At 70.8% G+C, this 23,849-nt stretch carries 23 protein-coding genes; 8 read left to right on the top strand and 15 right to left on the bottom strand.

Going from position 1 to position 23,849, the window contains the following annotated elements:
- Window positions 1–26: 26 nt before the first annotated feature.
- From HNR02_RS10010 to purD, 11 genes are all read right to left on the bottom strand, one after another.
- Window positions 27–209: a hypothetical protein gene (locus HNR02_RS10010; RefSeq protein WP_179772871.1), complete on the bottom strand. Its 183-nt coding sequence runs from the start codon at window positions 207–209 to the stop codon at window positions 27–29.
- Between the two features lie 95 nt (window positions 210–304).
- The gene (locus tag HNR02_RS10015) at window positions 305–1,492 is read right to left on the bottom strand and encodes a pyridoxal phosphate-dependent aminotransferase (RefSeq protein WP_179772872.1); all 1,188 of its coding nucleotides are present in this window, start codon (window positions 1,490–1,492) and stop codon (window positions 305–307) included.
- Between the two features lie 25 nt (window positions 1,493–1,517).
- The gene (locus HNR02_RS10020) at window positions 1,518–2,711 is read right to left on the bottom strand and encodes a hypothetical protein (protein WP_179772873.1); all 1,194 of its coding nucleotides are present in this window, start codon (window positions 2,709–2,711) and stop codon (window positions 1,518–1,520) included.
- On the bottom strand, window positions 2,708–3,019 hold the full coding sequence (locus tag HNR02_RS10025; protein ID WP_179772874.1) for a hypothetical protein: 312 nt from the start codon (window positions 3,017–3,019) through the stop codon (window positions 2,708–2,710). Before HNR02_RS10025 ends, HNR02_RS10020 begins: the two co-directional genes overlap by 4 nt.
- Before the next feature lie 72 nt (window positions 3,020–3,091).
- Window positions 3,092–4,183, bottom strand: coding sequence for a transglycosylase SLT domain-containing protein (locus tag HNR02_RS10030; protein WP_179772875.1), 1,092 nt, complete (start codon window positions 4,181–4,183; stop codon window positions 3,092–3,094).
- 1 nt (window position 4,184) lies between these two features.
- Window positions 4,185–4,529 (bottom strand): hypothetical protein, encoded by a 345-nt coding sequence (locus HNR02_RS10035; RefSeq protein ID WP_312860961.1) that lies wholly within the window; start codon window positions 4,527–4,529, stop codon window positions 4,185–4,187.
- A gap of 67 nt (window positions 4,530–4,596) precedes the next feature.
- Window positions 4,597–5,328: an ESX secretion-associated protein EspG gene (locus HNR02_RS10040; protein ID WP_179772877.1), complete on the bottom strand. Its 732-nt coding sequence runs from the start codon at window positions 5,326–5,328 to the stop codon at window positions 4,597–4,599.
- Window positions 5,325–6,959 carry a PPE domain-containing protein gene (locus tag HNR02_RS36070; protein WP_179772878.1) on the bottom strand — a complete coding sequence of 545 codons (1,635 nt, stop codon included), beginning with the start codon at window positions 6,957–6,959 and terminating at the stop codon, window positions 5,325–5,327. Before HNR02_RS36070 ends, HNR02_RS10040 begins: the two co-directional genes overlap by 4 nt.
- Window positions 6,960–6,967: 8 nt before the next feature.
- On the bottom strand, window positions 6,968–7,543 hold the full coding sequence (locus HNR02_RS10050) for a DUF3558 domain-containing protein (RefSeq protein WP_179772879.1): 576 nt from the start codon (window positions 7,541–7,543) through the stop codon (window positions 6,968–6,970).
- The gene (locus tag HNR02_RS10055; RefSeq protein ID WP_179772880.1) at window positions 7,527–7,943 is read right to left on the bottom strand and encodes a hypothetical protein; all 417 of its coding nucleotides are present in this window, start codon (window positions 7,941–7,943) and stop codon (window positions 7,527–7,529) included. The genes HNR02_RS10050 and HNR02_RS10055 overlap by 17 nt, the downstream gene beginning before the upstream one ends.
- Before the next feature lie 67 nt (window positions 7,944–8,010).
- Window positions 8,011–9,294 carry a phosphoribosylamine--glycine ligase gene (gene purD, locus HNR02_RS10060; protein ID WP_179772881.1) on the bottom strand — a complete coding sequence of 428 codons (1,284 nt, stop codon included), beginning with the start codon at window positions 9,292–9,294 and terminating at the stop codon, window positions 8,011–8,013.
- Between the two features lie 140 nt (window positions 9,295–9,434).
- Between purD and HNR02_RS10065 the strand changes: the two genes are divergently transcribed.
- The 5 genes from HNR02_RS10065 to HNR02_RS10085 all read left to right on the top strand — a co-directional run bounded on the left by HNR02_RS10065 (window position 9,435) and on the right by HNR02_RS10085 (window position 15,751).
- Window positions 9,435–10,529, top strand: coding sequence for a glycerophosphodiester phosphodiesterase (locus HNR02_RS10065; protein ID WP_312860962.1), 1,095 nt, complete (start codon window positions 9,435–9,437; stop codon window positions 10,527–10,529).
- 204 nt (window positions 10,530–10,733) lie between these two features.
- Window positions 10,734–12,266, top strand: a complete 1,533-nt coding sequence (locus tag HNR02_RS10070; RefSeq protein ID WP_179772882.1) for a DHA2 family efflux MFS transporter permease subunit — start codon at window positions 10,734–10,736, stop codon at window positions 12,264–12,266.
- Between the two features lie 101 nt (window positions 12,267–12,367).
- Window positions 12,368–12,787 carry a YciI family protein gene (locus tag HNR02_RS10075; RefSeq protein WP_179772883.1) on the top strand — a complete coding sequence of 140 codons (420 nt, stop codon included), beginning with the start codon at window positions 12,368–12,370 and terminating at the stop codon, window positions 12,785–12,787.
- Between the two features lies 1 nt (window position 12,788).
- Entirely contained in the window at window positions 12,789–14,021 is a 1,233-nt protein-coding gene (locus HNR02_RS10080; RefSeq protein ID WP_179775827.1) for an RNA polymerase sigma factor, read from the top strand.
- A gap of 77 nt (window positions 14,022–14,098) precedes the next feature.
- Window positions 14,099–15,751 (top strand): Na+/H+ antiporter, encoded by a 1,653-nt coding sequence (locus HNR02_RS10085; RefSeq protein ID WP_179772884.1) that lies wholly within the window; start codon window positions 14,099–14,101, stop codon window positions 15,749–15,751.
- On the opposite strand, the gene HNR02_RS10090 is transcribed toward HNR02_RS10085, so the two are convergent.
- Entirely contained in the window at window positions 15,732–16,649 is a 918-nt protein-coding gene (locus HNR02_RS10090; protein WP_179772885.1) for a TIGR03564 family F420-dependent LLM class oxidoreductase, read from the bottom strand. The genes HNR02_RS10085 and HNR02_RS10090 overlap by 20 nt on opposite strands.
- Window positions 16,650–16,744: 95 nt before the next feature.
- Between HNR02_RS10090 and HNR02_RS10095 the strand changes: the two genes are divergently transcribed.
- Window positions 16,745–17,239: an OsmC family protein gene (locus HNR02_RS10095; RefSeq protein WP_179772886.1), complete on the top strand. Its 495-nt coding sequence runs from the start codon at window positions 16,745–16,747 to the stop codon at window positions 17,237–17,239.
- Here HNR02_RS10095 and HNR02_RS10100 read toward each other — a convergent pair.
- Entirely contained in the window at window positions 17,236–18,522 is a 1,287-nt protein-coding gene (locus HNR02_RS10100; protein ID WP_179772887.1) for an adenylosuccinate synthase, read from the bottom strand. The two genes, HNR02_RS10095 and HNR02_RS10100, sit on opposite strands and share 4 nt — an antisense overlap.
- A gap of 139 nt (window positions 18,523–18,661) precedes the next feature.
- Here HNR02_RS10100 and HNR02_RS10105 point away from each other — a divergent pair, with 139 nt between their 5' ends.
- Window positions 18,662–19,246, top strand: coding sequence for a hypothetical protein (locus HNR02_RS10105; protein WP_312860963.1), 585 nt, complete (start codon window positions 18,662–18,664; stop codon window positions 19,244–19,246).
- Between the two features lie 95 nt (window positions 19,247–19,341).
- Window positions 19,342–19,983: an HNH endonuclease family protein gene (locus HNR02_RS10110; protein WP_179772889.1), complete on the top strand. Its 642-nt coding sequence runs from the start codon at window positions 19,342–19,344 to the stop codon at window positions 19,981–19,983.
- A 1,235-nt stretch (window positions 19,984–21,218) separates the two neighbouring features.
- Here HNR02_RS10110 and HNR02_RS10115 read toward each other — a convergent pair.
- Entirely contained in the window at window positions 21,219–23,066 is a 1,848-nt protein-coding gene (locus HNR02_RS10115; RefSeq protein ID WP_179772890.1) for an FAD/NAD(P)-binding protein, read from the bottom strand.
- 89 nt (window positions 23,067–23,155) lie between these two features.
- Window positions 23,156–23,806, bottom strand: a complete 651-nt coding sequence (locus tag HNR02_RS10120) for a TetR/AcrR family transcriptional regulator (protein ID WP_179772891.1) — start codon at window positions 23,804–23,806, stop codon at window positions 23,156–23,158.
- Between the last annotated feature and the right edge of the window lie 43 nt (window positions 23,807–23,849).

Consider the following 23,849-nt stretch of genomic DNA (forward strand, 5'->3'; position numbering starts at 1 on the left):
CACGCAAGCCGCTTCCACCACCTGCCTCAGGAGCGGATCTGCTTGCGGTCCTTGTTCTTGATGGCGTTGTAGGCGGCGGCTCCGAGGAAGCCGACGCCACCGATCACGGCGATCCACAGGATGGCCTTGAACACGAACCCGATCACCGACCCGATCACCATGAACGCGAGCCAGGCGACGATCAGCGCGCCGACGATCTTCCAGAACATGGCATCCCCTTCGGTTGTGGCGCGCGGGCCCGTTCGGCCCGCTATGAGCAGCCTCGCACGGTATCCCGCCGGGGCGCCCGTTTTCTGGTCAACGTTCAGGGAAAACTGGGGGTTCCCCCGGAGAGCCAGCGGCCCAGCCGGTCGACACCCTCGGTGACGTCGGCAGACGATCCGGCGAACGAGAACCGGACGAACTTCCCCCCGTCGACGGGGTCGAAGTCGATGCCCGGCGTGATCGCGACACCCGTGTCGGCCAGCAGGCGCTGGCACCAGCTGAGGCTGTCAATGGTGTGCCCGGACACGTCGGCGTAGGCGTAGAAGGCGCCGTCGACCGGCGCGATCCGGTCCAGTCCGATGCCGGCCAGGCCGTCGAGCAGCAGGTCCCGGTTGCGCCGGTAGTGCGCCACGTGCCCGTCCAGCTCCGCGTAGGACTCCGGTTCGAACGCCGCGACCGCCGCGTGCTGGGCGAGCGCGGGCGCGCAGATGTTGAGGTTGCCGGTGAGCACGTCGACCGCGCGGTGCAGGCGTTTCGGCGCGAGCATCCAGCCCAGCCGCCACCCGGTCATCGCGAAGTACTTGGAGAACGAGCCCAGCACGATCGACTCCGTCGTCGACTGCCACGCGCAGCCGGGCTCGGTGCCGTAGGAGATGCCGTGGTAGATCTCGTCGCTGATCAGCTGGACGCCGCGCGCCGAGCACCAGCCCGCGATGGCGGCCAGCTCCCCCGGTGGCAGTACGGTGCCCGCCGGGTTCGTCGGGCTCGCCACGATCAGGCCGTCGATCGGGCCCAGCTCGTCGAGCAGGCCGACGGTCGGCTGGAACCGGGTGCGCTCGTCGGTGGCGAACTCGACGACTTCGCAACCCAGCGCCGACAGGAGGTTGCGGTAGGCCGGGTAGCCGGGCCGCGCCATCGCGACGCGGGCGCCCGCGTCGAAGGCGGACAGGAACGACAGCAGGAACCCGCCGGAGGAGCCGGTGGTGACGATGACGTCGTCCGGGCTGACCGGCAACCCGTAGCGGCGCTCGTAGTGCCCGGCGATCGCCTCCCGCAGCTCCGGGATGCCCAGCTGCACGGTGTAGCCGAGGTTCTGCCCGGCCAGCGCCCGCGCGGCGGCTTCGCGAACCGGTTCCGGCGCGCCCGCGCTCGGCTGCCCCGCGGCGAGCGACACGACGTCACCGTGCGTGCGCTGCCGGGCGGCCGCCGCGGAAAGGACCTCCATGACGTGGAAGGGCGCGACATCCGCCCGCTTGGCCGGACCGGGAAAGGAAGCTGCGTCGACCATGACCCCACCCTAAGCGGGCCCGTGCTCACCGCTGCCGCGCCGGGTCGCCGCGCTGGCCGTCGCGCCCCGCGTCACCGGTGGGCAGGTCCGGCGCGTCCCATTCACCGGGGGTCTTCCCGCTGTAGTGCTGGGCGCCACTGGAGCCTGCGATGTCGAACTCCTGCGCCACGCCCGCGCGGTGCAGTTCCTGCATCTGGTCGTCACTGATGGTGACCGGGCCGATCTGCGTCTGCTTGCCGTGGTCCCAGTTGTAGCGGTCGTAGACGTGTGTCCGGTAATCCACCTCGATCTCCGGCTGCCCGCCCGGCTCGGCGGGCGGGTGCACCGTGGCCACCCCGGTCAGGGAGTACCGGAACCCGCCCATCGCGTAGTACCAGTCCTTGCTCTCCGCGCCCGAAACGTAGTGGCCGTACCATTTGCTGGTGAACGGGACCGGCTTGCCGTAGGTGCCGTTCTCCTCGGCGTCCGTCGCGATCTTGCGCATCTGCTCGGCGGCGTGCGTCCAGCCGTAGGCGTCAGCGAACTTGGCGGCGGCGTCGGCGAGGTCGTGGACGACGAGGTCGTCGCCCGTGGTGTACCAGGGGTCGCTGCCGTGTTCCCCGGCTCCTTCGTCCGTGTGCGGGAACTCCGGACGGCCGGGGATCTCCGGCTCGGCCGCGAAACCGTTCTCCGCGGCGTCGGCAAGGGTGGTGGCGCCGCCGTCGCCGATCTCGCCCCTGGCGGCGCGGTCGAGAACGTCGGCGCAGGTGGTGTCGATGTCGGAGGCGATCCGCAGGATCTGGGCGACGCGGTCGGACAGCTCGGCGCGGATCTTCGCGCGTTCCCGTGTCACGTCCTCGACCTGGTCTTCCGGGACGTCCGGGGAGACGCCGTGGTCGACGACGCCGCCGTTGTCGTCGAGGGCGAACCGGTTGGCGCGGGCCAGCGATTCGGCCTCGCTGACCAGGTGGCGCAGGTCGATGATGCGGTCGGCGGCGAGCTGGAGCGCGCCGCGCGTCGCGCTGATCTCGGCGACCAGATGCTCCATGCGGTCGGCGATCTGGGCGTGGAAGTCGCCCGCCAGGTCGGCGGCGCGGCCGTGCCAGCCCTTCGGCGCGGCCGACACGGTCAGCTCGTCCCCGAGGCCGAGGAGCCGGTCGGTGAGTGTCCTGAGTTGCCGGTCGGCCTCGTCGAGCGCGCCGGAGTTCCAGGTACGGACCGAGCCGTAGACGAGCATCACGGGGTGATCCAGCCCGCGGCGATGACGAGCAGGTCGTGCCGGGCGGCTTCGTGGTCGGCCTCGTAGAGGTCGGCCGCGCGGGCGACGGCGCTGCCCAGCGATGTCGCAGCCGCGCTCCAGCCCTTGAGGCGGTTGTGCCAGGCGTCGGCGAGTGCGACGGCGGATTCCGCGCTGCGACTGCCCTTCAACGCACCCGGAACGTCCGACAGGGGTGCCGCGAGGTTCACCGCCGCGGCCTGTTCCCCGGCGCTGTCGGCCGCTTCGCCCGATTTGCGCAACATCGCGATGGCGACTTCGTAACCAGACACGGCGGCTACGACGCATGATCAACTCCGCTGGTTTCTTCCGCGGGGTGAACATCAGGTGGCGGATCGGTGCCGTCAGTAGCCCTGGTAGCCGCCGCCGCTCGCCATCGATTTCAGGCCGGGGTGCCCGGCGAACCCGCCGTACCGGTCGAACGTGTACCGGACCCCGGCGATGATGTTGTCCACCGGGTTGTAGATGTCGTCGTGACCGGGCAGCTTGTGCGCGTTGAACGTCGAGTCGATGCACTGCATCAGCCCCTTGGACGGATGCCCGGCATCGGCGTTGCTGTCCCACAGGTTGATCGCGTTCGGGTCGCCGCCCGACTCCTTCTCGATGATCGTCCAGATCTTGTCGATGTCGGCTTCCGTCACCGGGATGCCCGCCGCCTGCAGGATGCGGATCGCCTCTTCGATCCACTGCCGCACGTTGCCCGGCGGCTGCGTGCTCGGCGGACCGCCGCTCGGACCCAGGCCACCGCCGCCCCCACCACCGCCGCCGCTCAGCCCACCGGTGCTCTTCGACGACTTCGGTTTGCCGCCCAGGGGCGGCACCGACGCGTACCCGCCCTCGACGTCTTTGCGCACCAGCCCCATGACCCGGTTGATCTGGTCGTTCGCGCCGTTGAGCAGGCCCTGAATCGCGTCCCGCGCGCCCGTCGCGATGCCGCTCGTGGTGCGGGCGTTGGCGGCCATGATCTCGGCGGACGTCGGCGAGGGCATCGTCGCGCCCTCCTTGCCCTCGGACACCTCGCGTTCCTTCGCCTCGGCCGCGTTCGCCTGGGTGACGGCGTCCGAGTTGGCCTTGTCGATGTCCGTCTGCGCCTGCTGCCGGATCGTGTCGACCTGGCCCTTGATGTCGGCCAGCGAGGTCTGCAGGTTCGACATCTCGCGGGCGACCTCGTCGAGGTGGTCGTTGACCCTCCGGCCCGCGTCGCCGATCTGCCTGACGTAGGCGAAGAACGCGTCGGCCGCCGGACCGGTCCACGTGCCGCCGTCGAGGGCCGCCGTCGCGTTGCGCAGCGCCACCGAATGGTCGGCCGAGTCCTTCGACGCCTGCGTGAACTGGTCCGCGACGGACTGGATGCCCGCCGGGTTCAGCTTGTCGACCTGCTGCGCGCGGGTCTGCACGTCGTTCCATTCGGGCGGCATGCCCGGTGCGGCAACCATGTCAGACCTGCAGGCTTCCGTCCCTGACGGTGAGGCTGTCCCGCGCCGCGTCGTCGGTTTCGCGCAGGGCCCGTGCCGCGTCCCGCAGGGCGCCGCCGGTCGACGTCATCAGTTCGGCGGCGGCGTCGAACTGCTTGTGCACCCCGTCGCGCAACGTCCCCAGCGCGTCGACCATGCCCTCGGACGGGTGCTCGCCCGGCTCGAGCTCGTCCGGGCGTTTGATGGCGCCGAACGGGTTCTCGCCGGTCACGCCCGTGACCCCGTCCTTGGTCTTCTTGAACTGCTCGTGGATGGCCTCGACCTGCCCGGCCACCTGCTCCAACGAGTCCGGATCGCTTTCAGGCACGTGGCTCACTGTAGGACGATCATCGCGGCCCGTACGCGGTTTCCGGCAAGTTCCACCATCCGGTGGTTCACGCCTCGTCGAGCAGCTCCCCGATCCGGCTGACCAGCAGCTGGTTGTCCGCGGGCGCCACGGTGGCCCAGTCCTGCCCGCCCACCTGCACCAGGTAGCGGCCCGCGTCGGTGTCGTAGAACGCGACGACGCGGCCCGCGCGGCGGCCCTGCCGCTCGACGCCGAACTGCCCGCGCGTGGTCATCCCGACCAGCATCCCGGCCAGCTCCTGCGCCTCCCACAGCTCGACGCCGCGGTCTTCCAGCGCCGTGACCAGCGCCTTCGGGTCCCCCTTGGCGTCCGCGTCGGCCGCCCGGAGCGTGCTGTGCGGCAGGCTGACCGAGTGGCCGACCCCGGCGGGCTGCTCGCCCGCGACCGACACCGCCGACTCGGCGAGCGCGTTCGGGCGGGCGGGGATCAGCCACACCTCACCCGAGTCGACCACCGCGAGCACCGCCTGGTTCCCGTTGCTCACCGCGAGGCCACGGATTTCCCGGCCCGTCCACACCCACACGTCGATCGACACCTGCGGGTTCGCCAGCAGGGCCGCCATGTCGACGACCTCGCCGACGGCACGCCGCCCGCGCGCCAGACCCCGGTCGGCGAGCAGGCCCCAGGCGCGGTCGACGAGGTGCCGCCGCTCGCCGTGGGTCTGTCCGGCGCTGGGCACGCGCAACGCCGGGTGGGCGCGCGGCAGCCGCAGGCTCTGCCAGAGGACGTCGAACTCCAGCGTGGTCAGGACGAGGCTCATCGCTCGCCGATGGTGTCCGGTGAGACGTCGCGGCGGTCGGCGAACAGGTCTTCGTCCTCGACCCCGAAGCGCCGCACACTGTCCTCGTCGCCGTCCTGGGGCGCGGCGGGTTCCAGGATCGACCGGGTGGTCCCCGTGCCGGGGGTGTGCCCGCCACGGCGCGACAGCCGGGCTTCCTCCTCCTCGGGCAGGTCGCCCACCGGGATCTGGTGGATGCGGTTGCCCGCGGTGTTCCGGCCCACGCGGTTCGGTCGCTCGCCCTCGCCTGCCAGCGCGCCACCGGCCCCGGCGGCCCCGAGCGCGGGCGCCGCCTCGGCGAACCCGCTCATCCCCGAAGTCCCGCGCACGGCCGCGAACCCCGGTCCGACGGCGGTGGGTGAGGTGCCCGAGGGCGGAACGGCCCCGGCGGCGCGGCCCTTGCCCAGCGCTTCCTCCGCCGCGGTCGGCACGCCACGCGGGGCGCCCCCGGCGCCGCCTGCCGCGCCACCACCGCCCGTACCACCGGCGCCGCCTGCCGCGCCACCACCGGCACCGCCGGGGCCACCCGCGCCGCCTGCCCCGCCACGGGCGGCGCCGCCAATGCCACCGGTCGTGAAGCGGTTCGCCGCTCCCGCACCGCCACGACCGGCCTGCTCACCCACGCCCCCGGCGGAGCCGGTCGCGCCACCACGGACGCCCCAGGCCGACGGCGAAGCACCCCCGGCTCGGCCGCCCGACGGGCCGCGCTCCGCCGCCCCGGCGCCCGTGGAACCACCGCCCGGTCCGGCACCGCCCGGTCCGGGCGCCACGCGCCCACCGGGCGCGGGCGCGCCAACAGCGCCGGACGGTCCCGTCACGCCCGGCCGTGCTCCAGCCGCGCCCGCCGCGGCCACACCGGCCGAACCGGGCGCGGGCACGCCCATCGCCGGGGTCGGGGTGTCCACCGGCGCCACCGCGGGCGTCACGTCCTTCGTGCCCTGAGCCTGCGTGGTCGAGGTGTCCGGAACGGTCGGGACGGCCCCGCCGACCCCGGAGACCACCCCGGAACCCGGCGCCGACAACAGGTCGACCGGGGCCGGAGCCTCCACTGTGGACGTCGCGCCGAGGTAGCCGCCGCTGTCGTGGGCGTAGGCGTTCAGCGCGTCCACCGCCTGCGCCCTGGCCTCCTCGGCGGTCCGCACGTCCGCGGCGTGGTCGGTTTCGAAGCCGAAGAGGCTGAACACCGTGTCGCCGAAGTCGTAGCTGCCCGCCTTGCGCAGGTCCTCCGGCGCGGGCAGCTTGTTGCGGGTCCGGGTGAAGGCTTCGGCCTGCTCGAACATCATCCGCGCGGCCTGGTCGACCTTCGCGGTGGCCTCGGCGGAGAACCCGGCCTCCCGCGCGACCACCGACGACGCCTGGTCACCCGCGCGGCTCTGCCACTCCACCCCGAGCGCCCGCAGCTGCGTCCGCAGCGCCTCCTCGGTCCCGGCGAGCGCGCCGGAGATCGATCTGAGCGCTTCGACGGCCTCGGTGATGCTCGTCGTGCCCGCACCGTCGCGGAACTGTTCCACGACCCGCGCGAGCTGTTCCGGCTGGTAGCCGTCGAACCGCTGGTCGGCGAGCTTCGCGACGAGCGTCGGGATGTCGTGGTTGCTGCTGTCGAACGTGGCCACACCACACCTCACTTCAGCGTTTCGAGCGTCTGGACGGCCAGCTTCGCGACGTTCGTCGCCATGTCGCACAGCTGTCGCTGGTCGAAGGACCGGTCGTCGGGTGCCATCTGGGCGCGCAGCGTCCGGCCCGCGGCGACGCCGACGAGCGTTTCGCAGTCCTGGATCCCGTCGCTGGGCGCGTAGTTGACCAGTGCGGGGAAGCCGGGCACGTCGGCGGGCCGCTGGATCATGCCGGTCTCGCGGTGGTCACCGCTGATCCAGTCCTCGATGCCGACGTCGACGACTTCGAGGTAGTACGTGTAGGTCGGCCGCGTGGCGTCGACGTCGAAAGCGCAGGTCGGCCCGTCTCGGGTGCTGTCCTCGTCGACCAGCCGCGGCGCACCGTTCTCCTGGAGCGCGTCGAGCTGGGCCGGTGTCAGCAGGGCACACGGGTCGATGCCCGTCACCGCCAGCTCCCGGGCGCGGGCGGGCAGTTCCGGAGCCTGGCTGGGGCGCGTGCCCGGACCCGCGAGCCCGGACACGGTCGACGTGCAGCCGCTGACGAGCAGCACCGCGGCGAGCACGGTCCTAGGCAGGGCCGGCACCGCGATCCCCGAGCGCCGTGACCTTTTCCTCCTCGCCGGCCTGGTAGGCCTGGGCGGCCTGCCGCAGCTGGATGGCGAGATCACGGAGGTTCGACACGTAGTTCTGCACCCGCAGCGCGTAGGAGGTGTCGCCGCGGGCCACCAGCCGGTTCCACGCGTCGACCGCGGTGGTACTGACGACGTCCTGCGCCGGCGCGCTGATGGTCAGGTCGGCCAGCTTCTGCCGGATGCGGTCGTCGAGCGCGTCGGCCTGCTCGTTGACGACCCTGGCGACCAGCAGCAGTTTGTCCGTGTCGACCTGCAGGTCCTGGGCGCGGGGCACTCCCGGAACGCTCGCGCCGAGCGCGCCGAGCGTGGGTGCGAGGCCCTGGCCGGCACCCCGCAGGTCGTCCTCTGCCATGTTCGCGAACCCCCCGGGTGCGGACGGTAGCCGACCAGTTCCGGTGAGAAGGCTACCAACTCCGGTGTCAGCTCGGGCTGTGGTTCGCCGAAGCGCCTGGAACGGCGATCTCGCCCCGCGCGGCCCGCGACGCGATGTCGGTGCGGTGGTGCGAGCCGGACAGGTGCACCTTGGCGACCCGCTCGTACGCCTGCGCGCGGGCCGCGTCGAGGTCGTCGCCCGTGCCGACCACGGACAGCACCCGGCCACCGTGCGAGACCACGGCGCCGTCGTCGCGGCGGCGGGTGCCCGCGTGCAGCACGCCCTCGGCCTCGGCGCCGGTGATGACGTCCCCGGCGCGCGGCACGCCAGGGTAGCCGTCGGCGGCGATCACCACGGTGACCGCGGAACCCGGATGCCACTCCAGCGGCGGGTGCCCGGCGAGCGTGCCGGTGGCGGTGGCGTGCAGCAGCCCCGCCAGCGGGGTGGCCAGCAGCGCGAGCACGACCTGCGTCTCCGGGTCCCCGAAGCGGCAGTTGAACTCGATGACCTGCGGACCGTCGGAGGTGATCGCGAGACCGGCGTAGAGCAGGCCGGAGAACTCGGCGTCCCGCGCGGCCAGCTCGTCGACCACCGGCTGGACGATGTCGCGCACGATGTCGTCGACCAGGCTCTCCGGCGCCCACGGCAGCGGCGTGTACGCGCCCATGCCGCCGGTGTTCGGGCCGGTGTCGCCGTCGCCGACGCGCTTGAAGTCCTGCGCGGGCTGCAACGGCACCACGGTGCGGCCGTCGACCAGGCAGAACAGCGACACCTCGGGCCCGTCGAGGAACGACTCCAGCAGCACCGGGTGACCGCCGTCGAGCAGTTTCATCGCGTGCGCGCGGGCCGCGTCGAAGTCGCGCGTGACGACGACGCCCTTGCCCGCGGCCAGCCCGTCGTCCTTGACCACCCAGGTCGGGCCGAAGCGGGACAACGCCTCGTCGAGCTTGGCCGGGTTGTCCACGATCTCGCTGCGCGCCGTCGGCACCTTCGCGGCGGCCATCACGTCCTTGGCGAATGCCTTCGAGCCCTCGATCCGCGCTGCCGAAGCGGACGGGCCGAAGCAGGCGATTCCCGCCTTGCGGACGGCGTCCGCGGCGCCGGCGACCAGCGGCGCCTCGGGACCGATCACCACGAGGTCGGCGCGCCAGCTCTGCGCCAGCTCGGCCATCGCGGCCGGGTCCGCCACGTCGACGCCGAGCTGCTCCGCCAGACCCGCTGTCCCGGCGTTGCCGGGCGCACAGGCCAGCGCGGTGACGGCCGGGTCGTGCGACGCGGCGAGGAGCAGGGCATGTTCGCGGGCACCGGACCCGACTACGAGGACGCGCACAGGTCCTGAGCGTAGACGTTCGTATGCGGCACTGTCCGTTTACCCGCCCGCCAGCCACCCGACCCCCGCCCGTGTGGCAGTCGTAGCCCGCGGCGGTGAGAGTGGCGCGGAGATCCCCTTCATCCCCTCGGGAGGTTGACGTGCGGAAGCGACTCGCGGCCCTGGCGCTGGCCGGTCTGTTCCTGGCCGGTACCGCCGGTGTCACCAGTGCGAGCCAAGCCGCCCCGGCTGACAAGGAGCGTGCCGAACCAGTGGTCGTCGGACACCGGGGCGCGCCCGGCTACCGGCCGGAGCACACGCTGGCCTCCTACGAGCTGGCCTACCGCCAGGGCGCCGACTGGGTCGACATCGACCTCGTGCCGACCAGGGACGGTCAGCTGGTCGCCCGGCACGAGAACGAGATCGGCGGCACCACCGATGTCGCGTCGCATCCGGAGTTCGCGGACCGCCGGACCACCAAGGTGATCGACGGTGTGAGCCTGACCGGCTGGTTCACCGAGGACTTCACCCTCGCCGAGCTCAAAACCCTGCGCGCCACCGAGCGCATCCCGGACATCCGCCCGGACAACACGATCTACGACGGCCGCTGGCGGATCGTGACCTACCAGGAGGTGCTGGACCTCACGAAGCGCCTCGGCCGCGAACTGCACCGCACGCTGGGCACCTACCCGGAGATCAAGCACTCCACCTACTTCGCTTCGATCGGCAACCCGACCGAGCCGAAGCTGGTCGACATCCTCAACCGCAACGGGCTGAACAGGCGCACCGCGCCGGTGGTGATCCAGTCGTTCGAGGTGTCCAACCTGGTCGCGCTGAGCAGGCAGGTGAAGGTGCCGCTGGTGCAGCTCACCTCGGCCACCGGCGCGCCCGCCGATTTCGTCGCGAACGGCGACAAGCGCACGTACGCCGACCTGGTCACGCCTGCCGGGCTCAAGGAGATCTCCACCTACGCCGACTACCTGAGCCCGGAGAAGAACCAGATCATCCCGCGGAACGCGGACGGCACGCTCGGCACGCCGACCTCCCTCGTACGCGACGCCCACGACGCCGGGTTGCAGGTCGTGCCCTACACCTTCCGCAACGAGAACAGCTTCCTGCCCGCGAACCTGCGCTCGTCCGAAGACCCGTCCGCGTGGGGCGACATCTTCGCCGAGCTGGACGCGTTCCTCGCCACGGGGATCGACGGGCTGTTCGCCGACCAGCCGGACACCGCGCTGATCGCCGTCAGGTCCTGACTCGACAGTGACGGACGCGGCTCGTCGTGACCACGGGCCGTGTCCGTCGTTGTGCTGTGCGCGAACGACCCCGAAATATTTGGCGCCAGGCCTGATATCCCGGCTAGTCTCGACGAAGACTGAGGGGGATTTGCGGTTTTTGTTCGGGGTTTTCCTCCTGTGGTCATTCCATGAGACTTTTCGACCTGGGACGGACGCCACGCAATGACCACCACTTCGGAGCCGAGACCGGCAGCCGACAAACTCGACGGTGCGGTGTTGAAGGTCGCCGCGGTCGTCGTGCTCGGCGCCGTCATGGCGATCCTCGACACCACCGTCGTCAACGTCGCGATCCAGGCGCTGACGCTGGAGTTCCAGACCTCGTTCGACACCATCCAGTGGGTCGTCACCGGCTACATGCTGGCGCTGGCCACGGTCATCCCGGTCACCGGCTGGGCCTGCGACCGTTTCGGCACCAAACGGCTCTACATGCTGGCGATCGGGTTCTTCCTCGTCGGTTCCGCGCTGGCCGGTGCGGCATGGGACATCGAATCGCTGATCGTGTTCCGCGTCCTGCAGGGCCTCGGCGGCGGCATGCTGATGCCGGCGGGCATGACGATCATGACCAAGGCCGCGGGCCCGCACCGCGTCGGGCGCGTGATGGCCGTGCTGGGCGTGCCGATGCTGCTCGGCCCGATCGGTGGCCCGATCCTGGGCGGCTGGCTGGTCGACGCGGTCAGCTGGCGCTGGATCTTCTACATCAACGTGCCGATCGGCGTGATCGCGTTCCTGCTCGCCTGGAAGCTGCTGCCGAAGGACCAGTCGCGCCCGACGGAGAAGTTCGACTTCCCCGGCATGCTGATGCTCTCGCCCGGTCTGGCCGCGCTGATCTACGGCGTCGCGAACATCCCGCACCACGGCGGGGTCGGCGCCACCAGCGTGTGGCTGCCGGGGATCATCGGGCTCGTCCTGGTCGTCGCGTTCGTGGTGCGGTCGTTGAAGATTCCCAACGCGCTGATCGACCTGACCCTGTTCCGCAACCGCACGTTCAGCATCTCGATGGTGACGATCACGCTGTTCATGATCGCCTTCCTCGGCTCGATGCTGATCCTGCCGACGTACTTCGTGCTGGTGCGTGGCGAGAGCGCGCTGCAGGCCGGTCTGCTGCTCGCGCCGCAGGGCTTCGGCGCCATGATCACGATGCCGATCGCGGGCAGGCTGGTCGACAAGATCGGCGCGGGCAAGGTGGTGCTGCCCGGGCTGGTGCTGATCATCGCGAGCGTCGCGGTGTTCACCCAGGTCGGCGCCGACACCTCGTACGGGCTGCTGCTGGCCGCCCTGTTCGTGATGGGTCTGGGCATGGGCATGAGCATGATGCCGATCTCCACGGCGGCGCTGCAGACGCTGACCCAGCGCACGGTGGCCAGGGCCTCGTCGGCGATGAACATCGTGCAGCAGACGGCCGGTGCCATCGGCTCGGCCATCGTGTCGATCATCCTGGCCAGCCTGCTCGCCGGGAAGTTCGGCGTGCCGACCAGCCAGGGGCAGCTCGCCGCGACGGCCGCGGTGATGAACCCGGCCACCCACGACGCGGCGGCCGTGGCCAGTGGTGACGCCTTCGCCTCGACGTTCACCTGGACGCTGGTCCTGGTGGCGCTGTGCCTGATCCCGGCGCTGTTCCTGCCGAGGAAGCCGGTCCAGCCCGCCGCGGAGGACAGCGAGGACGGCACCGCGCCGCCCGCCGTGATGATGCACTGAAGTTTTTTTTCCGGAGATCTGTCGATCCGTTGCCCGTCCCGTTCGACCCAGGGGTGAACGGGGCCGCACGGGGCCCGCACACGAACCAGGGAGACACGGCCATGAAGTACATGCTGATCATGCGCGCTACCGACGAGGCCCTCGCGAACATGGGTGAGGTCGACTTCGACGAGATGCTCGCGACCATGGGCAAGTTCAACGAGGAGCTGATCCGGGCCGGTGTGCTGCTGGCCGCGGAGGGGCTCGACGACGCGGCACAGGGTGTCGTCGTCGACCACTCGTCCGAGCCGCCCGTGGTCACCGACGGCCCCTACGGCGAGACGAAGGAGCTGTTCGGCGGGTTCTACCTGCTCAACGTCGCCTCGAAGGAGGAGGCGATCGAGTGGGCCAAGCGGCTGCCCGCGAGCGGCCAGGGCTTCAAGACCGAGATCCGGCGGGTCCCCACGATCGACGAGTTCCCGCAGGACAACCCGTGGATCCAGAAGGAGCGGGCGTGGCGTGAGGCCACCGGCCAGCTCTGAGGTGACGGACCCGTCCGGCCGGGAGGCCGTGGCCGCCGTGTGGCGGATCGAGTCGGCGCGGATCGTCGGTGCGCTCACGCGCTACACCGGCGATTTCGCGCTGGCCGAGGACCTCGCGCAGGAGGCACTGGCCGAAGCGCTGGTGACCTGGCCGCGCGACGGCGTGCCCCGCAACCCGGCCGGATGGCTGCTCACCGTCGGGCGGCGGCGCGCGATCGACGCGTTCCGCCGCCGCTCCGCCCTCGACGAGAAGTACGCGGTACTGGCGACGGGTGAGGAGTTCGTCGAGGACTGGGATCCGGAGAAGATCGACGACGACGTGCTCGCGTTGATGTTCGTCTCGTGCCACCCGGTGCTGCCACGGGAGGCGCGGATCGCGTTGACGCTGCGCGTGGTCGGCGGTCTGACCAGCGACGAGATCGCGAAGGCGTTCCTCGTGCCGACGGCCACCGTGCAGGCCAGGATCACGCGGGCGAAGAAGTCGCTGGGCGCGGCCGGGGTGCCGTTCGAGGTGCCGCCGCCGGACGAGCGCTCCGCCCGGCTGGGGTCGGTGCTGAACGTGGTCTACCTGATCTTCACCGAGGGCTCGACGGCGAGTTCCGGTGCCGAGCTGATCCGGTTCGACGTGGCCGGGGAGGCGCAGCGCCTGGCACGCGTGCTGGCGCGGCTGATGCCGGACGAGCCGGAGGTGCACGGTCTGCTGGCACTGCTCGAACTGACCGCGGCGCGCTTCCCCGCCCGAACCGGCCCGGATGGCGAGCCGGTGCTGCTGGAGCACCAGGACCGGGGTCGCTGGGACCGGGCCGCGATCACGCGCGGGAGGGCCGCACTGGCGCGCGCTTCCCAGGCGGGCCGGGGCCTGGGCGCCTACGGTCTGCAGGCGTCGATCGCGGAATGCCATGCCGTGGCCGAGTCGGTGGAGGCCACGGACTGGGACCGCGTCGTGCTCATCTACGAGGCGCTCGGCCGTCTCGCGCCGTCGCCGGTGGTGGAGCTGAACCGCGCGGTGGCGGTGTCGATGGCCTCCGGTCCGGCCGCGGCCTTGCCGCTCGTGGACGCGCTGGCCACCGGCCCGCTGGCGTCGTCCCACCTGCTCCCCAGCGTCCGCGGTGAACTGCTGGCCCGCCTCGGCCGTGCCGCCGAGGCCCGCGCGGAATGGGAACGCGCGGTGCGGTTGTGCGGCAACGCCCGCGAACGCTCGGTGCTGACGCACAAGCTGTCCACCCTCACCTGACCGCGAGTCCCCGTTCCGGCGCGGCACGCGGCGTGCTCGCCGGGTGGAAATCCTCCCGCTGGGGTAAGGATTCACGTATGGAGCTCTTGACCTTGATGGGCGTCCTCGCCGGGGCGCTCGGTCTCACCGCGGTCGCGCGACGGTTCAACCTTTCCGCGCCCCTGCTGGTCGTCGTGGTGGCGCTGGCCGTCTCGTTCATCCCGGGCATGCCCCGGGTGCAGATGGAACCGGAGCTCATCCTGACCCTCGTCCTGCCGCCGTTGCTGTACTCGACGGCGCGGGAGAGTTCCTTCGCGCAGTTCAAGGCCGCGGCCCGGCCCATCATCGGGCTCGGGGTGATCCTCGTCGTCGTGACGGCACTCGTCGTCGGGTTCGTGGTGCACCTCCTGCTGCCCGACCTGCCGATCGCGTCGGCGTTCGTGATCGGGGCGGTCGTCGCGCCACCGGACGCCGTCACCGCCGCCGCGATCGGGCGCAGGCAACGGTTACCGCGGCGGGTGATGACCGTGCTGACCGGCGAAAGCCTGGTCAACGACGCCGCCGCGCTGACGCTGTACAAGATCGGGCTCGCCGCGGTACTCGGCGCCGCCGGATCGCTCGGTCACGGTTTCCTCGTGTTCCTGGTGGCGGCCGTGCTGGGCATCGGAGTCGGGCTCGCGGCGGGCGTGATCGTGGCCTGGATCCGGCGCAAGCTCGACGATCCGCTGATGGAGTCGGTCTTCGGCATCATCGTGCCGTTCGCCGTGTACGTGACGGCCGAGCACCTGCACCCGTTTTCCCACGATTTCAGCGGTTCCGGTGTTCTCGCGGTCGTGGCCGCCGGCCTGTACCTCGGCGACCGGTCGCTGCACGCGGGCCCGGCCACGCGCGTGCAGGACTCGACGATCTGGGCGTCCTTCGACGTGCTGCTCGAAGCGTTCGTGTTCGCCCTCATGGGGTTGCAGCTGCCGTTCGTGCTGGAGAGCGCGAACGCGAACGCCCGCGGCAACGGGGAGTTGTTACTGGCGGCGGGGGTGGTGCTGGTGGTCGCGATCGCCATCCGGATCCCGTACGTGTTCGCCAGCGCCTACCTGCCGCAGACCTTCCGGTTGTTCGGCCAGGAGCGGGACCGGCCGTCGTGGCGCAACCTGCTCGTGTTGTCGTGGGCGGGCATGCGCGGCGTGGTCTCGCTCGCCGCCGCGGCCGGTGTGCCGTTGGTGACCGATTCCGGTCAGCCGTTCCCCGGCCGCGACGAGATCCAGCTGTTCGCGTTCGTCGTCGCCATCGGGACCGTGCTGATCCAGGGGCTCACCCTGCCCTCCGTGATCCGCAAGCTCGACGTGCACGACAAGGACGATGTCGAGCAGGACGCGGAAGAGGAGAAGGCCGCCCGCGAGACGGCGATGCAGGCGGCGCTGCAACGCCTCGACGAGCTGACGCCCGAGCTGATCGAACGGCTCGACATCCCGCGGGAGAAGGCCGAACGCCTGGGCGCACGGCTGCGGGCACTGGTCGAGTCCCGCTACCGCGGCGCGGTCGCGGCGATTTCCCTGAGCGCGGAGGAACGGGATTCCAGCCCGCACGCCGCGTTCGTCCAGGCCCGCCGCGACCTGCTCCTCGTGCAGCGCGAGACCATGCTGGAACAACGCGCCGAGGGCAAACTCGACGACGAGGTGCTGCGCAAGGTGCTTCGCGAGCTGGACCTGGAGGAACTCGCCCTGTCCGACACGCTCACGTCACGTCTGTCGTGAGCCCGCCGAGGAATTCCCAGGTGCGCCGCTGGTCCTCCGCGCCGCCGAGGTCGGTCTGGATGAACACCACCTCGGTCGCCCCGGCGTCGAAGTAACGCCGCACCTGAGCCGCGACCGTTTCCTCGTCACCGATGACCGCGAGCTCGCCCGCGCGCGTCGCGCCCTCGAGCCCGATCACCCGCTGGTAGGACGGGATGCCCTCGTAGAACGCCAACTGCTCGACGGCGTTCGCGCGCACCCGCTCGACATCGTTGGTGACCGCGCCGGCCACGAACGCGATCACCCGCGGCGGGGCGGCCGAGGCCGCGGTGATGGCCGGGACGATCTCGGTTTCGAGCGTCTTCGGGCCGGCCAGGAAAGGCAGTGTGCCGTCGGCGAGTTCACCGGTGACGCGCAACGCCTGCGGCCCCATCGCGGCCACGAGGAGAGGCGGGGGCTCGGCGCCGGCGAGAGCGGTCGGTATGGGCGGTGCGGCGGTGAGCACCTCGCCGTGGAAGTCGGCGGTGCCGGTGGTGAACAGTTCGCGCAGCACGGTCAGGAACTCGCGCAGCCGCGTGATCGGCCGCTCGTAGGGCAGGCCGAAGCCGCCCTCGACGAACCTCTTCGCGCCGAGTGCGAGACCGAGCTGAAAGTTGCCGTGCGTGGCCGCCTGCGCGGTCTGGGCGAGGGCGGACACGAGCAGGGGAGGCCGCCCGAAGATCGGGATGGCCGATGTCCCCACCCGCACCCCGGGCACCTCGCGCCCGACGAGGGCGGCCAGTGCCGTGGCGTCGTAGTCGAACCGCTGCCCGAACCACAGCGATCCCACGCCGTCGGCCGCGGCCTGTTTCGCCTGCTCCAGGATGGCGTCGACGTAGTTGGTGCGGTCGTTCGTGGCCAGTGCCAATCCGATGCTCATGATCATCGCGAACGGGCGCGTCCGAGCGGGAATTCCCCGTCCCAGGTCGTGGACGCCCTCGCGCTTCCCCGTGTCGTCACGCCACGGTGATGGCCATGTCGCTCAACGATGTCATCGAAGGAACCCGCGAAGCCGCTTCGGCCGATCCCGCCAACGCCGCCGTCTCGTTCACCGTCGACCACACCCTGGTCCCCGGCACCGCTACCCGGGTCGAGGTGCGGGTCCGCGACCACGCCTTCCACGTCGACGAACCGGCCCCGCTCGGCGGCACGGACACCGCCGCCAACCCGGTCGAGTACGCGCTGGCCGCGCTGGGCTCGTGCCAGGTCATCACGTACCAGTTCTGGGCCGCGAAGCTCGGCGTGCCGCTGACCTCGGTGAAGGTCACCGTGGACGGCGATCTCGACCTGCACGGCTTCTTCGGCTTCAACGAGACGCGTCCCGGCTTCACCGACGTCCGGGTCACGGTCGAACTGGACGGTCCGGCGGACGCCGGGGCCTACGAGAACCTCAAGCGCCAGGTCGACGAGCACTGCCCGGTGCTCGACCTCTTCCGCAACCCGACCCCGACGAAAACCGCCCTCGCCTAGACGAACTCGTGGCGGACGATGGTCTGCTCGCGGCCCGGGCCGACGCCGATCGCCGAGATCCGGGCCTGCGACAGCTCCTCCAGCCGCTCGACGTAGGCCCGCGCGTTCGCGGGCAGCTCCTCGAACGTCCGGCAGTGCGAGATGTCCTCCCACCAGCCGGGCAGCTCCTCGTAGATCGGCACGGCGTGGTGCACGTCGGTCTGCGTCATCGGCATGTCCTCGGTGCGGAAGCCGTCCACCTCGTACCCGACGCAGATCGGCACGCGCTCCAGCCCGGACAGCACGTCGAGCTTGGTGAGGAAGAAGTCGGTGATGCCGTTGACGCGCGTGGCGTAGCGGGCGATCACCGCGTCGAACCAGCCGGTGCGCCGTGAGCGGCCGGTCGTGACACCGAACTCGCCGCCCGCCTTGCGCAGGTGCTCGCCCATCGCGTCGTTCAGCTCGGTCGGGAACGGGCCCGAACCGACGCGCGTGGTGTAGGCCTTGAGGATGCCGAGCACCGTCGTGATGCGGCCCGGCCCGATGCCCGATCCGGCGCTCGCGCCACCCGCGGTCGGGTTCGACGAGGTCACGAACGGGTAGGTGCCGTGGTCGACGTCCAGCAGCGTGCCCTGCGAGCCCTCCAGCAGGATCGTCTCGCCCGCCTCCAGCGCCTTGTTGAGCTGCAGCCGGGTGTCGGCGATGCGGTGCGCGAACTTCTCGCCCGCGGCCAGCACCTCGTCGGCCACCTGGTCGGCCTCCAGCGCCTTGCGGTTGTAGACCTTGACCAGCACCTGGTTCTTGAACTCCAGCGCGGCCTCGACCTTCTGCCGGAAGATCTTCTCGTCGAGCAGGTCCTGCACGCGCACGCCGACGCGCGCGATCTTGTCCTGGTAGCAGGGGCCGATGCCGCGGCCGGTGGTGCCGATCTTGCGGTTGCCGAGGTAACGCTCGGTGACCTTGTCGATCGCCACGTGGTAGGGCATGAGCAGGTGCGCGTCGGCGGAGAGCAGCAGGCGGCCGGTGTCCACGCCGCGCTTCTCCAGGCCGTCCAGCTCGTCGAGGAGGACGCCGGGGTCGACGACCACGCCGTTGCCGATCACGTTGGTGACGCCCGGCGTGAGGATGCCGGACGGGATGAGGTGCAGGGCGAAGTTCTCGCCGTTCGGCAGCACCACGGTGTGACCGGCGTTGTTGCCGCCCTGGTAACGGACGACCCACTGGACGCGGTCGCCGAGCAGGTCGGTGGCCTTGCCCTTGCCTTCGTCGCCCCACTGGGCACCGATGAGCACGATGGCCGGCATGTGACACTCCAGGTACTCGGCAACAGGAAAATTCAGCGCAGGCAAATGCCGGTGCATGAGCGTAACGGAGGACCCGGTGGCGCGGGGAACGGTGCTGGCTTGCGGGTCTGGTTCGTCACTCGTTCGCAATGAGCCGGGCGTGCGGGAAGTACCGGCCCGTCCGGGTCGCGGCGACGTGGATCCCCTGCTCGGGGCCACTTCCGGGGTGCCGCTGATCGTCGTCGGCTCCGACGCGGACCTCGCCGCGGTGGTGGTGCGGATCATGCGGAAGAACCGGTTGGGCGACACGCCGGTGGGATACGTCCCGGTCGATCCCGCGTCCCCCGTGGCCCGCCTGTGGGGGCTGCCCGCCTCGGCGGCGGAGGCGTTGGCGCTCGCTCGCGACGGCGCGAACGGTCCACGCGTGCTGGTGCGAGACGACAGCGGTGGCGTTCTGATGGGTGAGGCGACGATCGGTCCGGTCACCGGCGAGGCTTACTGTGACGACGTGGTTGCGCTGCGTGGTTCCGCACGGTCCGTCGTCGTCCGTCCGGGACCGGAGGGAGTGCGGGCGGAGGTGACGCGGGGCCTGCTCCGGCGGACGTCGTCGGTGTCCGGCCGGGCCTTCCAGCTGGGGTGCAATCCCGCGGAGCTGGTGAGCGACGGGGTGGCGCATCCGCGGCCGGTGACCCGGTGTACCTGGTACCGGCACACGGAAGATCTGATGGCGATTACTGATGGTTAACCTACTGTCGTCGGTAAATCACCCACAGGTATTGCTTTCGCCATCTTGATGCGCGACCTTCGCGGGGTCCCCACAGATCACCCGAAGGCGGTCTCATGCCCAGTTCCCGCATCGCCCGCAACTCGTTGATCGTCGTCGGCCTCTCGGCTGTGCTCAGCACCGGTCTCGCGACCGGAACCGCGCTCGCCGAGCCGCCGAACATCCCGTCGGAGTCCACCGCCCGTTCCGAACTGGCCGGGTTGACCGTCCGGGCGGACGGCTCGTCGACCGGCTATTCGCGGGAGAAGTTCCCGCACTGGGACGACCAGGGCGACAGCTGCAACACGCGCGAGGTCGTGCTGAAACGCGACGGCACGGACGTGGTGACCGACTCCAGCTGCGCCGCGACGTCCGGCACCTGGAAGAGCCCCTACGACGGCGGAACCTGGACCGCATCGTCCGATGTGGACATCGACCACGTCGTCCCGCTGGCCGCCGCGTGGCGCACCGGGGCCGCCGCGTGGACGACCGCCCAGCGCGAGGCCTTCGCGAACGATCTGGACGATCCGCAGCTGATCGCCGTGACGGACAACGTGAACCAGGCCAAGGGGGACAAGTCGCCGGACCAGTGGAAGCCCCCGCTGGAGAGCTACTGGTGCACCTACGCGTCGATGTGGATCGACGTCAAGCACGAATGGAAGCTGACGATCAACAGCGCGGAGAAGACGGCGCTGACGGAGATGCTGGACCACTGCTGAATCGCTCGGGTTGAGCCGGACGTTCGGTCGCCTGAGGTCCGTTCGCTTCGCTAGGTCAGGTCCCCTGACGCCCGGTCGTTGGCCCGGCCTGGCCTCAGCTGGGCCGGGCTTCGCGGCTGGTTCCAGATCCGGCCGACCGGTTGCGGTGCGGTTGTCGGGCTGCTTGCTTCTCGCCCCAGCTCGACGGGCGTCGCTGTACGTTGCGGTGGGCTGCGCGGTCAGTGGGTCGGGTTGCGTGCGTACCGGTTTGTCGACGGCAGTTGTGCGTGGCCGGGCTGCTTGCTTTCGGCTCAGTGGCTGGGCCACCGCGTGTTGCCCCTGCTCGACGGGGTGTCGCTGGGCGTTGCGATGGATTGTCCAGCCGATTCGGCCGTGGGCGCGCCGCGGGTGCAGCGCAACCGTCCACCCGGACGCGGAGGATCCCTGCGCGTCGCGGCGGGCCGCGCCCCGGCTGAAAGTGCCTGTGAGCGGGGTGGATCCTTGGTTCACCAGCTCGACTGCAACCGGGACGTTCACATCGAGCTGGTGGCAGGCCGCCGGCCGGGACGCCGGGCGGCGGCCTGTCGTTTCACCTTCTTCCCGTGGTGCGCCCTTCCCGTGGTGCGCCGTCCGGGCACCCGACGGCCCTGGCTGGCTCCTTCGACACCGTCGGAAACCGGGCGGCTGACCGAACCGCAGCTCGATGAACGGTCCGTTCACCAATCCCTGTGCCAACTGCTCCCACCACGACATCAATCGTCCGACGATGAACGGTCCGTTCGCGGGTGGGCGAGTGGGCCGTTCGTGGGGTGCGTGGGTGCGACAGGGTCTTTGTTGCGGCGATGAACGGTCCGTTCGTGAGGGAGAGCGGGTGTGGCGGGCCCTTCGGCGGGGCGGTGACGGTCCGTTCGCGGGTGGGCGAGCGGACCGCTCGTGGGAAGTGTGGGCGGCGTGCGGAGTGGGGTGCGACGGGCCCTTTGTTGCGGCGATGAACGGCCCGTTCGTACGCGGAGCGACGGGCTCGTGCGGGTGAGGGCTCATTGCTGCATGAACGGGCCGTTCATCGCTCCGCGGAAGCTCCAACCGCACCCCGACCACGAACTGTCCACCCACTCGCGCCCGAACGGACCGGTCACCGCCGCGCCGCAGGGCCAGCCACGTCGTCGCGCCGCCGGGTCAGCTGCACGCCACTCGGCAGGGCCAGCCACATCGCAGCGCGGCAGGCCCGTCGACACCCCGTCAAACCGGCAGAACCGTCATCCTCCGCTGATCACTCGCAGGATCTCCCGTGCCGCGGCATCGTTCTGCCGGAAGGACGCGCCGTTCGTCCGGGGGCGCGTGAACGCCGCGGCCGAGCGGGCGCTCGTGTGTGGTCCGAGCGCGAAACGCCGTGATTGCGGCCGTCCCGAGGTGTCGAGCAACCGCCCGTCGGAGACGCGAGTGTGGATCCGGCCCGACGGGACGTTCAGCACCCGTTCCTCGGCCAGCTCGCCGGCGTGCCGCAACTGCGCGAGCAACTCGTCCGAGGCTCGCGCGACGCTCGGCTCCGGGAGGCGCGCCTCGATGAGCGTTCGCGCTGTCACAGTGCCCGGGAAACTTCCGGAGGAAGCCACGAAACCGTCCAAAGGCGACATCGAGATTCGCATATCGGCCCCCAGGAACGAAACCACCCCGGCCTGGTGCAGCGCCAGCAACTCCCGCAGGCGCCGTGGCGGCGGACCGCTCGCGAAATAACTGAAAAAGCCGTGCCACCAGCCATCCACATCGGACACACCGAGCCTGCCCGACGCCATGAGTGCCGGCATCCGCTGGTACACCGACAACAAAGCCATGAACGCACCCAGATCCGCGCTGTACGCCGAATTCGCCCGTCGCGCCAGGTCCGCTTCCACGTATGCCCTCAGGTGCTTCCCGAACTCCTCGGCCGTTTCGCACCACACGCCTGCCAGCGGATGGTCCAGTCGCTCCAGGTCGAGGCGGTCTTCTTCCTCCGGTACCGCCCGGCGGACCAAGGCCCGCATCTCCGCGCTGTCCCAGGAGAACTCGGCGAAGGACTGCGCGAAATCACCGAATGGCATTCGGACCCGGGAGGGGTGCCCGGTGAACAGCTCGCTGTAGTAGCCCCACGCCAGCTCCTTCGCGACATGCGGCCACACGTCGGCGAAGAAGTCCAGGTTCCGCTCCCGCGCGAGCAACTCGTCCACCCTGGCCCGGTCGAAGAAGCGTGGCAACTCGGGCGGTCCGCCCCGCAACAGGTAACCGGGCTTCGCGTGGTACGGCACGCCACGGCGGGAACCCACGTGCAGCAACGGTTCCGCACCACTGGCGCGGTACCGCAAACCGCCCGATGTCTCCTCGAACCGTCCGCCGCGGCCCTCGGTCAGCAACAACATCAGGTCGACGAACGCCAGCCCGAACCCGCGCACCAGCACCGGCGAACCCGGCGCGACGTCACGGTAGTCGACATCCGCCGTGTAACCGGCCGGGTAGTACGCGAGACCGCGCTCGGCCGCGAACTCCGCAAGCTCCCGCTCGTCCGAACCGGGTTCGGCATCAAGATGTCCGACCGTCAGGACCACCGCGTCCACGGGCAACGGCTCGTCGACGCCTTCCAGCCACACCCGGGTCTCGTCGGCTCGGATCGCCCGCGTCCGGTGTTCGATCACGCGAATGCCGTCCGGGATACCAGACAGAACGTCACGGTAGACCCAGTCCAGGTACGCGCTCGCCAGCCGTCGCGTCGGGAAGGACGTGCCGCGCAGTGCGAAAAGCTCATCTCGTAGCTCCGCGGGAACGTCGTAGGTCACATGCCCGGACCGCACCTCCCGTGCCCATTCCCACAGCGACGGACCCGGCCGCACCGGACCCTCCATCGTCACCGTCTCGTCGGTGAACATCGTGACGTCCTCGGCCATCGAGTTCATCCGCAGCAGCGGCGACTGCTCGTACCGCCAGATCCGCCCGGCGCCCGGCGGGAACGGATCGATCAGGTGCACCACGAGTCCCGCGGGCCCCAGCAGCTCCGCCGCGTTGGCCGACAACCGCTCCAGCACGCCGACCCCACGCGGTCCCGCCCCCACGATCGCCAGCCGAGACGCCGCCATGCCCTCGACGCTACGGAAACCACCCCTCAGTGGCGCGCACTCCCGCATCCTGGACGTCCCCGCGTACCGAGCCGCGCCCGCGAAAAGTCCTACCGCACGCGCGCGATCACCTCGGGCGCCTGGCTGTACAGCCGCAGCACGCCGCCGATCGTGAACTCCGTCAGCAGGTCCAGCAGGGCGTCGCGGTCGGGTGGGTCGCCGTCCCAGTTGAGCCGGACCAGCGATTCCACCATCGCGAAGTACATCGTCACCAGCGCGGTGTCGGCGCGGCCCGGTTCGACTCCGAAGGCTGCCCAGCGTTGGCCGCTCGCGTCGGTGTAGACGCGGGCCAGTCGCTGCCGCAGCCGGGACAGCGCCTGGTTGCCGGCGCGCTCGGCCTCCTGGAACAACGCCAGCGCGTCCGGGTGCGAGGCGACGAACTCGAACAGCGTCGCGTAGTTCTTGCGTGCCCAGCTTTTCAGGTCGAGCTCGGCGTCGCTCGCACCGGCGGCGGCGATCGCCGCGTACGCGTCCTCTTCGGCCTGTGCGACGACGGCTTCGAAGATCGCGTTCTTGTCGCCGTACAGCTCGTACACCGCTTGCCTCGTCAGACCCGCCTCGCGCGCGATCTGCTCGATCGTCGAGCCCTGCACGCCGTTCGTGGCGAACACGTGGCTTGCCGCGGCGAGCACGAGGGTTCGCTGCTCGGCCACCGGCACCTTCCGGGGCCGGCCGGGGCCACGCTTTCGGGGCATTGACATGCCTGCCACCTCACCACCACTCTTTTTCCGACAAGACTGTCGG

Origin of the sequence: Amycolatopsis endophytica, assembly GCF_013410405.1 — a bacterium.
Taxonomy (GTDB): domain Bacteria; phylum Actinomycetota; class Actinomycetes; order Mycobacteriales; family Pseudonocardiaceae; genus Amycolatopsis_E; species Amycolatopsis_E endophytica.